This is a genomic window from Flavobacterium sp. K77 (assembly GCF_021608205.1).
GTDB classification, from domain to species: domain Bacteria; phylum Bacteroidota; class Bacteroidia; order Flavobacteriales; family Flavobacteriaceae; genus Flavobacterium; species Flavobacterium turcicum.
On the sequence record NZ_JAKIHO010000008.1, the window covers coordinates 1 to 14,667 of the forward strand.

Genomic DNA, 14,667 nt, shown 5'->3' on the forward strand with positions numbered 1-14,667 from the left:
ATTAGCGTTTAGCGAACCATTGTTAACTGCAACACTACCAGTAACATTGATGCGGTTGTTTAAACGGCTACTACCCGTATGTTCAATTTTGAGGTTTCTTGTGTTGGTAGTGCCAGTTCCTGCAAAAGTTACAGGTGCTGAAAAAGTTAGGGTCCCATTGATATTGGAGATGGTTCCATTATTTGTCAGTGCACCACCTTGGACATTGATTACTACATTGCCGCTAGTGGTTAATTTAGTATTACTATTGATGTTTACTGTGCTACTAGGCATGATAGATCCAAAATTTTGCCATTCACTTGATGCTCTGTAGGCTTCTTCAGCTCCATTTGGAACAACTAATTTTACATTATTCAGATTTACTCCATTAAATGCACCAGAAGAGAAAGGAGGCACTGAGCTTCTAATAGTTACTGTTTGTAAGGCTGTGCAATTTGAAAAAGTTGAAAACAGTCCACTTATAGCACTTGGTATGCTGACAGAGTTTAAGTTAGGACAGTCACCAAATGCTATAAAGTCAATTGTTGTAACAGTTTCAGGTATAAAAACACTTACTATACCTGTTATTGCTCTGAATCCATTGTTTCGAATTGCGGTAACTGTGTAGGTTGTGCCATTATTTGAAACCGTTGAAGGTATTATCAAATTACCAGTGGGTGATATGGTTAAATCCCTTTGAACTCCCACATTGTTGGTTCCCGCAATTTGAATAAATCTAAGAGGGCCTTGGGAAAAATCGGCTTGAGCAAAGCCAATAAAGTGCAGGCTCAGCAGTAAAAATAAAAGAAAGTTTTTTTGTTTCATAAAAATGAGTTTTTGTTTAAGGATGGATTGTTTTGGTGTTATTTTGATTTAAAATTTGTCTCACTTCGTTGATATTTTTATCGGTGAGTTTTATGTTGTTTTGAAAGCAAGTGTAAATGGCTTCGTCTCTTTTCAGAAAAAGGAGTTTTAAAAAATTGAGCAGTTGTTGCATAACATTGTTTTATTGAAAGTACAAAGATTAACATGATTTTTAGATTTTCCTAGTTTGGAGTGGGTAGTTAGCGGGTAGTTTTGCTGACTACCCGTCGGGTAGTCGGTTGTGTAAAAATCTGTAAATGAATGTTTTGTGAAAATTATTATTTTTACTAAAAATCTACTGCATTTATTATCTTTGACAAAAAGTTAAAAATGATAAAAAAGTACGCTTTGGTTTTTATGATTTTTCTAACAGGAATTTGCGCCGTTTTAGGGCAACCTCCACACATCATAAAACTCGAAAAACAAATAAATGGCTATAACGATGCACAGCAATACGAGAAATCGATTATTGTTTTAAGCAAGATTACAACCAATTCTAACGCTTCGTCGTACGATAAATATTTTGCGTATTTGTACATGTCGTACACTTACAAACGACTTTTTAACTACACAAAAGCATTAAATAAACTGGAGCAAGCACTTTTAGAAGGAATGAAAAGTGACCATCCTCAAGAAGTTACCAATACCATTTCAGCGGAGAAATGTTTTGTATATTTTGATAATCACGAGTACGACAAAGCAGCTAAATTATTAGTGATCCTGCGTAAAGATGGCTATAAACACTTAACTGCAGGTACTAGATCGTGGTTGATCATGCAAGATGGCTACTTAAAAATGTTAGATAAAAATTATGACGAAGCCCTACAATTATTAGACGAAGCAGCGGCCATCATCAAAGCCGAAGCACCAGAACATTTACCTAATATTTTTGGTAAAAAAATTGAAGTGTACAATAAAATGAAGTTAGACGCGCAACGCGATAACGCATTCAAAGAGGGCTTAGCTATTGCCAAAAAGTACAAAAAAATCAAGTACGAAATGTACCTGTACGAGGTAATGCGCAATACTTATCAAGAAAATAACGATTATAAAAACGCATTTGATGTTCAAAAAAAATACGATTCAATTGTAAAACTCTACGATGCCACCGATGCTAATGGTAAACTCGAGTTGGCAGAGCTGCAATTAGAACAAGAAAACACCAAATTGAAAGAGCAAAACGCACGTTACCTTGATTACATCTTGTATGGCGTAATCGTGGCATTGCTGCTACTGCTGTATTTTGCAGTGCGTTTGTACTATTCTAACAAAACTCGTAGAATACTTGTTGAACAAGAAAATACTCGTATTTATGGTGAAATTGAAAAGTTAACGCACCAACAAAAAACCGATGATGCCGCAACAGTCATCTTGCCTGAATACGATTTTACAGATAGGCAACGCGAAATCATCACTTGGATTAAAAATGGTTTGACCAATAAAGAAATCGCCAACAAACTGCATATTTCAGAAAACACCGTAAAATACCACCTCAAAATTATTTATGAGGTCATGAAGGTGCCGCATCGCTCGGCCATTAAATAAATTAAGGTCGTTTTTTAACTCTTCCGTTCTAGGTTTTGAGGAACTCTGGATAAAAAAATACGGACAGTCAACACTTTTAATATCGGGTTAGATATTCTTTTACACAAGTTGTAATTTTAGGAGCAGTACTATTTTGCTCCCCACACAACTCGTCCCGCTGTGCGCTGTATTCCCGATAAATAAAAACTACGGCCAAAAAGCCTTATTTTTCTAAATCGGGAGATGCCGCTTCCATCGGGGCTATGATAGTTCGTTTTATTTTCATTACAAAATCAGCAAAGAGCATGTTGTCAGTTCGAGTGCTGTTGAGAACCCGAACTTCATCTCGACAGCGCTCGATGTGACCAAATGTAAACTCGAAATATGCTGTCAGTTCGAGCGCAGTCGAGAACCATAACTACATCTGGCTTGTACTCAATGTGGCGACTAAAACTTATTTTCAACTAATTGTGAACACCTAACAGGTTTTTGAAACCTGTTAGGTGTCTTCGCTTAAGTATCAAAGGGTTTCCTTCGTTTATTTTGCATGGTTTTTTTTGCAAGGTACTTGGGTTTAGTTACCTACTGAAAACCAATACGATTTTGATAGCCCTGATGGCAGCGAAAATCCTGCTGTGCAAGTCCCGAAGCCTCGGGATGGAACAGGAGATTGTAGCGTACAGCAGGACAAAACGACTTGGTAAGATACCAGCCTGCTCCTAAAATCAAGAAAAAGTGTTGTAAATTTTGGTGGTTTTATTCTTTTGCGCGTGCTTTTCGCAAGGAGTAATTTACTAAATACAAACCAAATAAAGTAACGCTGCCGCCTATGGCTATAGCTGCATTTAGGGTTTCGCCAAAAATCAAAGCGCCCAACAACACAGCGATAATTGGGTTAATGTACGAGTAAACACTACTGATGGCTGCTGGTAAGTTTTGCAACGCATAAATAAAGGCGATAAAAGTAAGTACCGAGCCAAAAACAACCAAATATGCAATAGACCACCAAGAAATTGCCGGTATTTCGGCTAGGTTTACAGCGGTTCCGGTGGCGCCATTGTAGGCAAAAAGCAATATACTGGACAAAAACATTTGAATTCCCAGGCTAAAATAAGGATTAAAACTGGCGGCTTTTTGTTTGGTGTACAAAGTACCAAAGGCCCAAGTAATGGTTGAAATCACCGAAATGATGATTCCAAAGCGGAAATCAGGAATTAAAAAATCAGCTAAATGATCGTAAAAAATCACGCAAACACCACTAAAACTAATCAACAAACCCAGAATAGAGAACTTAGATAAACGTTCTCCTTGAAAAAAGGAAATAATGACAATCCACAACGGGACACACGCACCTATAATGGCGCCCAAGCCGCTGCTGATGTACTTGACACCCCAAGTGCTTAGTGCATTGCTCAACACGAAGTTTAAAATACTGAGTATGGCAATAGTTTTCCATTGCTTTCCTTTTGGCCAAGGGGTTTTTTTGAACAAGAAAAAGGAAATATAAATGATTCCGCCCAAAAATTGCCTGATGGCTACTAGTTGCAAAGCGGGCATATGTTTTACGCCCTCTTTGGAAGCAATCCAGGTGGTTCCCCAAAAAAAACTTATCCAGCACAAAGCCAGAATTGGCAAGCCAATGGTACTTAATTTTGACGAAACGGCATTCTTAATTTTGGTTTTCACTTCACAAATTTGGTTGTGCAAAAGTATACTTTAATATGCTTTGTAGCTCGTCGGTTCCTATTATTTTTTGGTCGGAGCCACCTTCGTTTACAAATTGTGGTGGAGCCAAATCAAATTCTAAAGCTTTTTGCGTGTAATAATCTTTGCGGCTAGGATGCGCAGGTGCGGTGGCATTCCAAGTTTGTCCCCACAAGTTGTTTTTAAGGATGGTTTTTATGATTCCAACACAATCTTCTAAATGAATTAAATTAACCGGCGCATCTGGATTGGGTACCTGCTGGCGACCGGATAAAAAATGTATCGGATGTCGGTTGCCACCAATCAATCCACCAAAACGAAGTACAGTGGTTTTGAAATGCGTGTTGCTGTGCAAAAGTTGCTCGGTTTCCCAAAGTTGTTTGCCACTTTCGGTATCAGGTTCAGGAACAGTATCTTTTTTAACGATGCCTTGAAGGTCATTAAATACTGATGTTGAGCTGATGAAAAGGACATTTTCTATTGTTGATTGCTCGATAAAAGGAATTAGTTGGTTGATTTTGGCAACAAAATTCTCGCTTTCTGTGCTGCGCAATTTTGGTGGGATATCAATGAGTAAAGTAGTTGACCCGTCCAGAAAATTCGAGATAGGTCCCATTATTCCATTCTCAGAAAGTTGTATCGAGTAGGGGTTGATCTGCGCTTCGGCTAAAATGGCTTCTTTTTCGGTAGTTGTGGTAGAGCCTTTTACAGCGTGACCGTCTGCAATCAGGGCTTTCGCCAAAGGCAGTCCGAGCCATCCACAACCTAATATGCTAATTTGTTTCATTGTTTTTATAACCTATTTGCTTGCGTACTTTTTGTGTAGTTTCTTTTTCTTCTTTTTGGATGAGGTAATTTAAGGCTTCATACACATCGCTGAATTTTTTATCGTATTTTGCTTCTATTTCAAGCATTCTTTCATTGAATTCTTTGTGCTCTAATGCATATTTTCGGATGTGGACAAAGGTACGCATGATAGCAATATTAACGTGTATTGCAACATCAGAATTTAAAATGCCGCTGAGCATGGCTATTCCTTGTTCTGTGAAAGCATACGGATTGTATTTTCTATGCTTGCCCCGTCCGTTTGCATCTAAGGTCACAATTTGTGACCTTAAAGAAGCGTATTCCGAATCGGTTAATTGAAACATAAAATCACTAGGAAAGCGCTTGCTGTTTCTTTTTACGGCTTGATTTAGTACTTTGGTTTCTACTTCATAAAGTGCTGCAAGATCATAGTCAAGAATAACGTTTTGTCCCTGCATGACATGAATCTTAGTTTGTAGAGTGTTTAACTGCATTTGATCTAAAAGTTTTTTGAAATTGTTCTTCTTATAGTATTACCTTTAATTTTCACCACTTGCCGATAAGGCTGAATAATTAAATTGTTTTCGGTTGGAACAATTGCCACGGGAGTAACTTTAATTTTTTGTTTAATCACCACAGCATCTGTCAATACAAATGGCGTAGGCATCATCCAGTTTTCTCTTTTCGGGATTTGAAATAGCGGATTGCTCATCAAATCAAAGGAACTTTCTAGCAACTCCATGTCGAAAGGGATATTGGCATCAAAATTAAATTTTAAAACCAAAGGCGCATTATTTACCAGATAATAGCGCAACAAGTTAGATCCTTTTCTGCGGTATTCGCCTGCTGAATTATTACTTTCCGTGGTACGATTGGCTTTGAAATTATAGATTTTCATCTTTTCATTAGCAAAAATATCGTAGCGGTTCACTTTTCTATTCGGTGTAATCTGTAGTGCTACGTATCTATTTGAAGCAACTATTCGGTCTTCTAAAAATACGATCGATGGTTCTTTTAAAGCTACTTTCGGTGCTGCAGCGGTATAACTAAAACCAGAATTGTATTTGCTTGTGAGTGAATTAATCGTGTTACTAGTAGCAGCTTTGGGTTGGTTGCCAAGAACAGTCTTAGTCCAACTGTCTAAATTGGTGTCGTATGTGGCCCAGTTGGCTTGTTTGGTGTCAGCATCATAAACGTAAACCAAACTGTTGGATTTGGCTTTGCCTAATTCGTAGCTAGAGTTGAAATCTGCTTTCGCAAAAAAGCCTATTGCAATGACATAAAACAAAATTGCCCACCAACCTTTTTTGGTATACGAACCAAAAACAGGCAGTAGCAAAACAAAAGTTAGAACGGTGAGGATGGCACTGCCAAAAAGTAACTTTAAACCAAGACCAACCGGAAACATTTGTATGAACGGAACCAAAAGCAGAAGCGCAGGAATACTTAGTAAAATGTTTAAAGTTATTCTTGATTTTTGTGTGACCACAAAAGCTGTTAATGCAAGTAAGGCAAAGTATACGGGAATGATTAAAAATCCGGCTCCAGGTAGGAAAAAAGCAAGTGCGAAATTAATAATGAGCCATAAGAAAAGTGGCGTAACCAAATGATTCATGGTTATTTTTCGCTCGGAGAAAAAATGGTAAAAGGTGAAACTTATGGCAAGAGTAAGTGCCATAAAAGCGGCTATGTAATCATGACCGTTGTAGGTAAAGCCATTGAGTAGATCATTGTACTGCGGATAAAATAACAGTAGGCTTTTCCACCCTAAAAAAGTTAGTAAACCAGCCGTAAGTAAGCTTCCGAATAACGGAATACAACCTTTTGCAATTTCTCGAAACGAAAACAATCTTTTTGCTTTTCCTATAAAAAGTAAAAAAGCAAGCCATATTGCTGCAAATACAACCAAAGGTATATTCCAGCTAAACGGGTAGTGGATGAAGGTGTACGGAATACTAAAATAAACTTGGTCGTTTGTACTTTTGGCGGCTTCTAGATTTGCGTTTGAAAAATAATTGAGCAACGGCATCAAATACGTTCCTTGGTGTGCCAATGTATTTTGGTTCAAATGCGCCACATCGTCTTGAGCGGTATGGTAGTTAAAATGATCGTCAATAAAAGCAAAGTTGAAACCTTGAATTTTGCCTTGCTCTCTAAATACTGTGAGATCGGTATCGTTAGGTAACATTTTGTAAATGCTGTACATTAAGGAGTTGGATACTGGATATTTAGTTTTTGCTTCCGCAAAAGCGTTCACCATTCCTTCATTACCTGCGGTAGTTTCCATCAACATATAGCTTGGTCCTGACGAGCCGCGCGCTTCAAAATTCAAAACAAGACCTACTTCCTTAGCCCATTGGTGTTGGGTTACAAAAAGAGCTGCACCATTTAATCCGAGTTCTTCGGCATCGGTAAACAAGATAACAATATCATTTTTATGTGGTGTTTTGGCATATAGAAATGCGCGTACACTTTCTAAAATAGTAGCTACGCCTGAGCCTGCATCACTCGCGCCGGGAGCGTAGGAGTGTGGCGCACTATCGTAATGGGATAACAAAACCAATGCTTTATCAGAGTTGCTTCCTTTGATTCGTGCTAAAATGTTTTTTGATTGAACTAAGAGTCCATTATCGTTCAAGGTGTAGCCTTGTTGCGTGCTTGAAGTGAGACCGAGGTTACGTAATTCTTGTACAAGATAATTGGCAACGTTGTCATGATTGCTTGAGCCTACATAATGCGGTTTTTGAGCAATAGCTTTGATGTGTTGCAAAGCTCTTTTGGTAGAGAACTCGGCAAAAGGTTCTTCTTCTTCTTCAGCGGTCCACCGGGGCATTAGGCTAAAAAATAGAAAGCCGATAATGCCTGCAATAAATAAGGCACTAAAAAAGGATGCGTAATTTTTTTTCATGGTTGGTTATAGCATTTGGGGTCGTGGTATTTATAGGTCTTTTTTAACTAGCATGTAATAATCATTGTCTAAAACCATGTAACCCTGATCGTACAAAAAGTAGTAGGTGTTTCCGGTTTTGGTGTTTAATATCGAGGTAAAAAAATCGAAATCAAATCCTTTGCTAAGGAGTTTGGCTCGAGTGGTTTTTGATTTACCTTCGGTATTGAGTTCAGATAGTATGCGGTAATTTTTGCGCAACTTGTTGTTGATGTTGCGCATGTAATTGGTACTGTCCTTATTAATTTTGTTATTGTAGGCATTTCTGCAGCCGTCGCTACAAAACTTTTTGTCTTCGCGTCCCACAATTTTTTCGCCACATTCTAAACAGGTTTTTGTCATGGATTTATTTTTTGGATGTCGTATAAATCAGTTCTTCTGTCTTTTAGGATGCGTACGCTTCCGTGTTCGTGTAATTCTTTTAGCAAGTCTAAATCAACGTCTACAATCAAGGTCATTTCAGTATTTGGAGTAGCCTCTGCTTTGATTCCGTTACTAGGAAAGGCAAAGTCAGATGGTGTAAACACAGCTGATTGCGCATATTGAATGTCCATGTTGTTTACTTTTGGTAGATTACCCACACAACCTGCAATGGCCACATAACATTCGTTTTCAATAGCACGTGCTTGCGCACAATGTTTTACGCGCGTGTAGGCGTTTTGGGTATCGGTCAAAAAAGGGACAAACAAAATATTCATTCCCTCATCGGCAAGTAATCGCGATAACTCTGGAAACTCTACATCGTAACAAATTACAATTCCTATTTTTCCGCAATCAGTATCAAAAGTTTTAATTTGTGACCCGCCCGTCATGCCCCAATGTTGCACTTCGTTTGGTGTTACGTGAATTTTAGCATACATTTCTGAGGTTCCGTCTCGTTTGCAAAGGAAACCTACATTGTAAAGTGTGCCATTTTCAAGGTAAGGCATGCTTCCCGTAATAATGTTGATATTGTACGAAATAGCCAATTCTTTGAATCGTTTGTGAATGGGCTCGGTGTGTTTGGCCAGTTCACGAATGGCTTCGGCCTCTGATAAGTGGTTGTAATCAGCCATCAACGGTGCTGTAAACAGTTCTGGAAAAAGTGCAAAATCACTCCCGTAACCAGAAACCACGTCTACAAAAAACTCACATTGTTCAAATAAGGCTTCTAAGTTATTCAGTTGACGCATCTGCCATTGAACGAGTCCAAGACGAATGACTGTTTTTTCTAAGTTGATTAGTTTTGGACTTTTGTCAAAATAAATATTGTTCCACTCCAGTAAAACAGCAAATTCTTTGGAGTCGGTATCGCCTTCAAGATAGTTTTTCATGACTTTCAACACGTGAAAATCGTTACTCAATTGAAAAGAAAGTACAGAGTCATGCAATTCTTTTCGTTTTACCTTTTCAATATAATCTTTAGGCGATAAGGTTTCGGCATGTTGCCCGTAGTTAGGGATGCGCCCAGCAAAAACAATTGCCTTGAGATTTAACTGTTCGCACAATTCCTTGCGCGCATCGTATAGGCGACGACCCAAACGTAAACCTCTATAATTAGGGTGAATAAAAACATCAATGCCGTACAAAACTTCTCCTTTCGGATTGTGTGTCGAAAAAGTGTATTTGCCAGTGATGTCAGAGTAATTATGATTTTTATCGACTAAGTTTTCATCAACAATCAACGAAAGTGCAGAGCCAACTACCTTGCCATCTACCAAAATAACTAATTGTCCTTCGGGAAAAAGATTCAATAATTTTTCGATATGATGCTCTCTCCAGTAGGACCCAGTCATTTCTGGATACGATTCGACCATTGAATTTTTGAGTTCTTTATAGTCCTCAAATTTCAAATTTCGGAGTTCTACTTTGTTGATTGCTGCTTGCATAATAAATTGATTTTCAACAAATATAATTAAAAAATTTGCCATTTACAAACGCTTACAAATAGTTACAACCGAAAGTAAGTAGTTAGCAACCGAATAGTTTTTGGTAGTCGTCACATCTTTGCACTGTCGATTCGAAACAAGATCGATATACAAACAAATAAACACTAATATTTAAATTTACACGCCATGAAAAACAGAGTACAATTAATCGGAAGAGTAGGTCAAGATCCAGAAGTTAAAACTTTAGAAGGAGGAAAAAAACTGGCCAACGTAAGTATCGCCACGAATGATGTTTATTACAAAGAAAACGGGGATAAGGTTGAGCAAACCGAGTGGCACCGCGTAACAGCTTGGGGCAAAACTGCTGATTTAATAGAGAAATACGTAACCAAAGGAAAAGAAATTGGTATAGAAGGGAAGCTGGTACACAGAAGCTACGAAGATAAAAACGGTGAAAAACGATACATCACTGAAATTGTGGCTAATGAATTGCTTTTGCTAAGTAAATAGTTAAAGTAAATAGTTGAAAGGAACGGGATGTCTCATTGGAGACGTCCCGTTTTTGTTTTTAAAAAATAGATTTCGCTACTCGATACGTATTGGCGTGCGCCTCAATAATGGTTTTAATTTCTGGAGAATAACCGCCACCCATTGATACTTGAAAAGGAATTTGATGTTTGGCACAGAGTTCTAAAACAATTTCGTCTCGCTTTTTGCAACCTTCGAGCGTGCATCCTAGTTTACCTAATTTGTCTGTAGCCAAAATATCAACACCTGATAAATAAAAAATAAAATCGGGTTTTTGTTCACGTATTAATTGCGGTATTACTTCAGCAATTGTTTTTAAGAAAACAGCATCGGTGGTATGATCTTCAAAAGCGATATCCAGATCGGAGATTTCTTTTTTAAATGGATAATTAGTTTTGCCATGCGTAGAAAAAGTAAAAACCTTTGAGTTATTTTGGAAGATGGCAGCAGTTCCGTTGCCTTGATGCACATCCAAATCAATGATCAGGATTTTTTTTGCCAGCTTTTTATTCAGTAAATAGTGTGCGGCAATAGCTTGGTCGTTCAGTAAACAAAAAGCTTCGCCATGTCCGGGAAAAGCGTGATGTGTTCCGCCAGCAATATTAAATGCAATTTTGTGCTCAAATGCTTTTACAGCGCCCATGACGGTACCTTGTGCAATAATGAGTTCACGTTGGACTAATTCTTTTGAAAGTGGAAAACCAATTTTGCGAGCAGCTCGAGGGTCAATTTGTAGCGCTATTAAATTTTGAACATATTCTTGTTCATGTGCCGCAAGAACTAGTTCGATGTCGCAAGCAGTAGGTTCAAAAAAATCAGCAGCTACAGCGGTGCCTTCATGCAGTAATTGTTGGGGTAACAATTCGTATTTCAGCATCGGGAAACGGTGCCCGTCGGGTAAAGGATGCTGGTATATGGGATGAAAAGCTATAGGAAGCATTGTGATTTTGTTTAAAGTTCAATGCTTACTGATTCATTAAATCCTGAAAATAATCTACAAATTGGCCAAGGTGCAAACCATCAATCAAACCGTGATGTACGTGTATGCTCATAGGCATGGTTCGTTTACCATCAGGGTGAAGGGTCATTTTCCCGAATGAAATTTTAGGACAACTATCAGGAAATTGATAGCTACGGGCATGAGATAATGAGGTGAAATCCAACCACGGAATGGCTGAAAAATGAATCACATTGTCATCAGAAAAAGTACGTGTAAACAAACCAGTGGTGTGCTGAATGCGCTCTACTTCGGCTAATGCATCTTGATTAAAAACGGAATAGTCTTCATTATACGGCATTAATGAAAATCCAAAAGTTCCATCTTCACGTCCTACGGTTGCTGAGGCGTCAATGCGGTCCCAAATGTAAATTTGATTATCAGCAATTCGGTATCTAAAACAGTCAAAATGATTGACTGCTGTAAGTGTTTTGTGTAAATAATAAGTAAAAAAAGACGTCTGTTTTTCTTTTGCCACGGCATAAGCTTTACTGCAGTCTATCGTAACTGTTGCCCCGTAAAAGGGTTCGTCAAACTCTTTAAAAAATAAAAAATGTTCTTTTCTGTTCCAGTTTTCTAGATCTAAAAGCTGTTTCATTTGTATTTATGCGTCTCTCAATTTGTAATTAGGTCAACAACTTCTGTAATATTTGTAAAACTGTGAAAGTTCTCGTGCTGTATTTCGTGGTCAATCTTTTCATGAGCCCAAGTCGTGTGAAATGGAATATGAACCGCATATCCGCCCAATTCTAAAACAGGTAATACGTCGGATTTTAAAGAGTTGCCAACCATTAAAAATTCATGCGGTTGCACATCTAAACGTTTCAATAAATCGTCATAATCTTGTTCTTTTTTATCCGACATGACTTCAATGTGATGAAAATACTTTCCTAAACCAGAATTGTGCAACTTCCGTCGTTGGTCTAGTAAATCGCCTTTGGTGGCTACTACTAATTTGTATTTGCCATATAATGCCTCTAAACATTCTTCAACACCTTCTAAAAGTTCGATAGGTTTTTCTAAAAGCTCTTTTCCGTATTGTATTATCTTCTCAATAACTTCAATCGGAATGGTATTGTTCGAAATTTTCATTGCCGCCTCAATCATGGATAAAATATATCCTTTGATTCCGTAACCGTATAATTTTAAATTAGCGATTTCTACCTTAAACAATTCTTGCGATAGTCCTTGATGCGACAAATAATCACTCATAAGGGCACAAAATTTCTCTTCGGTTTCCAAAAAATAGGTTTCATTGATGAACAAAGTGTCATCAGCATCGAAAGCAATTACTTTTAGGTTCATATTTATGTATTTTACCGCAGATTCGCAGATTGATAAAAGATATATCTGCGCATCTGCGGTTAATTTTTTTAATTGATTGTCTCTCCATTCGCTACACCATCCGTGTCAGGATTTACAAAAACCAATTTTCCTTCAGTATTTGTAGTCATCAAAATCATACCTTGACTTTCTACGCCTCGTAAGTTTCTTGGAGCCAAGTTCACTAAAACAGTTACGCGTTTTCCAATGATATCTTCGGGTTTAAAACTTTCGGCAATACCAGAAACAATAGTGCGAACATCAATTCCAGTATCCACTTTCAATATCAAAAGTTTATTCGCTTTTGGCATTTTTTCAGCTTCTAAAATAGTTCCGGTACGAATGTCCATTTTTGCAAAATCTTCAAACTGAATCAACTCTTTTTGTGGCTCGGCTACTTTATTTTCAGCTTCGTTTGCCGTTTTGGTAGCTTGCAATTTTTCTATTTGTTGCTGGAGGGCATCGTCTTCAATTTTAGAAAACAGTAATTCTGCCTCTCCAATTTGATGTCCTGAAGATAACAACTCAGATGTTTCAGAGATGGTACTCCAAGCCAAGGGCTGTTCTAATTTTAAAATACGAGATAATTTTTGTGCTGTAAATGGTAAAAACGGTTCACAAAGCGTGCTCAACGCTGCGGCAATTTGCAAAGCCACATACATTTGAGTTTTGGTGCGCTCTTCGTCTGTTTTAATCATTTTCCAAGGCTCTTCATCGGCTAAGTATTTATTACCAAGTCGCGCAGCATTCATCATTTCGCCAAGTGCTTCGCGGAATCTGAAACGCTCTACCGAGCTCGAAATTACCGCTGGATACGCTTTTAATTCTGCCAAAGTTTGTTCGTCGACCTCAGAAAGTTCATTCGGTGTAGGAACCACGCCATTGTAATACTTATTAGTTAAAACTACCACACGGTTGATGAAGTTTCCAAAAATGGCAACCAACTCATTGTTGTTTCTTGCTTGAAAATCTTTCCAAGTAAAATCGTTGTCTTTCGTTTCTGGTGCATTCGAGGTCAAAGCATAACGCAAAACATCTTGTTGATTCGGGAAATCCTCTAGATATTCGTGCAGCCAAACCGCCCAGTTTTTCGAGGTTGATAATTTATTGCCTTCTAAATTTAAAAATTCATTGGCAGGAACGTTGTCCGGTAAAATGTAACTTCCTTCCGCTTTTAACATCGCCGGGAAAATAACACAGTGAAAAACAATATTGTCTTTTCCTATAAAGTGAACCAATTTGGTATCTTGATCTTTCCAGTAAGGCTCCCAGTCTTTTCCTTCGCGTGCAGCCCATTCTTTCGTGGCTGATATGTAGCCAATAGGTGCATCAAACCAAACATATAATTTTTTACCTTCGGCGCCAGCCACAGGAACATCAATTCCCCAATCAAGATCACGCGTTACGGCACGAGGCTCTAAACCGCCGTCAATCCATGATTTTACTTGGCCGTAAACATTCGGTTTCCAGTCGCTTTTATGTCCTACCAAAATCCATTCTTTCAGGAAGTCCTCGTAACGATCCAAAGGTAAAAACCAGTGTTTAGTCGATTTTAAAATAGGCGTTTCTCCTGTGATAGTCGATTTTGGATTAATTAAATCGGTAGCGTTCAATGTAGAACCACATTTTTCGCATTGATCACCATACGCCTCTTCGTTGCCACATTTTGGGCAAGTACCAGTAACAAAACGGTCAGCCAAAAACTGATCGGCTTTCGCATCGTACAATTGCTCCGTTGTTTCTTCAATAAAATCGCCTTGCTCGTATAATTTTTTAAAAAATTCCGATGCCGTATCGTGATGAATTTTAGCCGAAGTTCTAGAATAATTATCAAATGAAATTCCGAAATCTAAGAATGATTTGCGAATAATACCATCATATTTATCAATTACTTGCTGCGGTGTAATGCCTTCTTTTTTGGCTTTCATCGAAATAGCTACGCCGTGTTCGTCGCTTCCGCAAACAAATAAAACGTCGCGATTTTGCAAACGCAAATAGCGAGAGTAAATATCCGATGGCACATAAACACCAGCCAAATGGCCAATATGAATGGGTCCGTTAGTATAAGGCAATGCCGCGGTAATTGTATATCTTTTTGGATTCTGTATCATTTGTAACTCGTGTTT

General features: G+C 38.1%; 13 protein-coding genes. 2 read left to right on the forward strand and 11 right to left on the reverse strand.

Annotation, left to right across the window (positions count from 1 at the left end; genetic code table 11):
• Positions 1-804: leucine-rich repeat protein (locus L1S34_RS13105; protein ID WP_236364376.1), on the reverse strand; the 804-nt coding region annotated here is incomplete at its 3' end.
• Positions 805-1,173: 369 nt separating this feature from the next.
• Between L1S34_RS13105 and L1S34_RS13110 the strand changes: the two genes are divergently transcribed.
• Positions 1,174-2,388 carry a helix-turn-helix transcriptional regulator gene (locus L1S34_RS13110; protein ID WP_236364377.1) on the forward strand — a complete coding sequence of 405 codons (1,215 nt, stop codon included), beginning with the start codon at positions 1,174-1,176 and terminating at the stop codon, positions 2,386-2,388.
• Positions 2,389-3,123: 735 nt separating this feature from the next.
• On the opposite strand, the gene L1S34_RS13115 is transcribed toward L1S34_RS13110, so the two are convergent.
• The 6 genes from L1S34_RS13115 to L1S34_RS13140 are packed head-to-tail and all read right to left on the reverse strand — an operon-like array spanning position 3,124 to position 9,693.
• The gene (locus L1S34_RS13115; RefSeq protein ID WP_236364378.1) at positions 3,124-4,053 is read right to left on the reverse strand and encodes a DMT family transporter; all 930 of its coding nucleotides are present in this window, start codon (positions 4,051-4,053) and stop codon (positions 3,124-3,126) included.
• A gap of 1 nt (position 4,054) precedes the next feature.
• Entirely contained in the window at positions 4,055-4,858 is an 804-nt protein-coding gene (locus L1S34_RS13120; RefSeq protein WP_236364379.1) for an SDR family oxidoreductase, read from the reverse strand.
• Positions 4,845-5,372, reverse strand: a complete 528-nt coding sequence (locus L1S34_RS13125) for an ORF6N domain-containing protein (protein ID WP_236364380.1) — start codon at positions 5,370-5,372, stop codon at positions 4,845-4,847. The genes L1S34_RS13120 and L1S34_RS13125 overlap by 14 nt, the downstream gene beginning before the upstream one ends.
• A gap of 5 nt (positions 5,373-5,377) precedes the next feature.
• The gene (locus tag L1S34_RS13130; RefSeq protein ID WP_236364381.1) at positions 5,378-7,786 is read right to left on the reverse strand and encodes a M20/M25/M40 family metallo-hydrolase; all 2,409 of its coding nucleotides are present in this window, start codon (positions 7,784-7,786) and stop codon (positions 5,378-5,380) included.
• A 30-nt stretch (positions 7,787-7,816) separates the two neighbouring features.
• Positions 7,817-8,167 carry a hypothetical protein gene (locus L1S34_RS13135; RefSeq protein WP_166132528.1) on the reverse strand — a complete coding sequence of 117 codons (351 nt, stop codon included), beginning with the start codon at positions 8,165-8,167 and terminating at the stop codon, positions 7,817-7,819.
• Positions 8,164-9,693, reverse strand: coding sequence for a bifunctional GNAT family N-acetyltransferase/carbon-nitrogen hydrolase family protein (locus L1S34_RS13140; RefSeq protein ID WP_236364382.1), 1,530 nt, complete (start codon positions 9,691-9,693; stop codon positions 8,164-8,166). The genes L1S34_RS13135 and L1S34_RS13140 overlap by 4 nt, the downstream gene beginning before the upstream one ends.
• Positions 9,694-9,879: 186 nt before the next feature.
• Between L1S34_RS13140 and L1S34_RS13145 the strand changes: the two genes are divergently transcribed.
• The gene (locus L1S34_RS13145) at positions 9,880-10,203 is read left to right on the forward strand and encodes a single-stranded DNA-binding protein (RefSeq protein ID WP_210790597.1); all 324 of its coding nucleotides are present in this window, start codon (positions 9,880-9,882) and stop codon (positions 10,201-10,203) included.
• A gap of 58 nt (positions 10,204-10,261) precedes the next feature.
• Here the strand turns inward: L1S34_RS13145 and L1S34_RS13150 are convergent, their stop codons facing one another.
• From L1S34_RS13150 to metG, 4 genes are all read right to left on the reverse strand, one after another.
• On the reverse strand, positions 10,262-11,161 hold the full coding sequence (locus tag L1S34_RS13150) for a histone deacetylase family protein (RefSeq protein WP_236364383.1): 900 nt from the start codon (positions 11,159-11,161) through the stop codon (positions 10,262-10,264).
• A gap of 25 nt (positions 11,162-11,186) precedes the next feature.
• Positions 11,187-11,816, reverse strand: coding sequence for a chloramphenicol acetyltransferase (locus tag L1S34_RS13155; RefSeq protein ID WP_236364384.1), 630 nt, complete (start codon positions 11,814-11,816; stop codon positions 11,187-11,189).
• Between the two features lie 17 nt (positions 11,817-11,833).
• Positions 11,834-12,523: an HAD family hydrolase gene (locus L1S34_RS13160; protein ID WP_236364385.1), complete on the reverse strand. Its 690-nt coding sequence runs from the start codon at positions 12,521-12,523 to the stop codon at positions 11,834-11,836.
• 68 nt (positions 12,524-12,591) lie between these two features.
• The gene (gene metG, locus L1S34_RS13165) at positions 12,592-14,652 is read right to left on the reverse strand and encodes a methionine--tRNA ligase (RefSeq protein ID WP_236364386.1); all 2,061 of its coding nucleotides are present in this window, start codon (positions 14,650-14,652) and stop codon (positions 12,592-12,594) included.
• Positions 14,653-14,667 lie beyond the last annotated feature (15 nt).

Bases quoted from the DNA above. Each gene is read 5' to 3' on its own strand.
- L1S34_RS13135 (WP_166132528.1), bottom strand. From the start codon at position 8,167: ATGACAAAAACCTGTTTAGAATGTGGCGAAAAAATTGTGGGACGCGAA.
- L1S34_RS13145 (WP_210790597.1), top strand. From the start codon at position 9,880: ATGAAAAACAGAGTACAATTAATCGGAAGAGTAGGTCAAGATCCAGAA.
- L1S34_RS13125 (WP_236364380.1), bottom strand. From the start codon at position 5,372: ATGCAGTTAAACACTCTACAAACTAAGATTCATGTCATGCAGGGACAA.
- L1S34_RS13130 (WP_236364381.1), bottom strand. From the start codon at position 7,786: ATGAAAAAAAATTACGCATCCTTTTTTAGTGCCTTATTTATTGCAGGC.
- L1S34_RS13110 (WP_236364377.1), top strand. From the start codon at position 1,174: ATGATAAAAAAGTACGCTTTGGTTTTTATGATTTTTCTAACAGGAATT.
- L1S34_RS13155 (WP_236364384.1), bottom strand. From the start codon at position 11,816: ATGAAACAGCTTTTAGATCTAGAAAACTGGAACAGAAAAGAACATTTT.
- L1S34_RS13160 (WP_236364385.1), bottom strand. From the start codon at position 12,523: ATGAACCTAAAAGTAATTGCTTTCGATGCTGATGACACTTTGTTCATC.
- L1S34_RS13120 (WP_236364379.1), bottom strand. From the start codon at position 4,858: ATGAAACAAATTAGCATATTAGGTTGTGGATGGCTCGGACTGCCTTTG.
- L1S34_RS13150 (WP_236364383.1), bottom strand. From the start codon at position 11,161: ATGCTTCCTATAGCTTTTCATCCCATATACCAGCATCCTTTACCCGAC.
- L1S34_RS13140 (WP_236364382.1), bottom strand. From the start codon at position 9,693: ATGCAAGCAGCAATCAACAAAGTAGAACTCCGAAATTTGAAATTTGAG.
- metG (WP_236364386.1), bottom strand. From the start codon at position 14,652: ATGATACAGAATCCAAAAAGATATACAATTACCGCGGCATTGCCTTAT.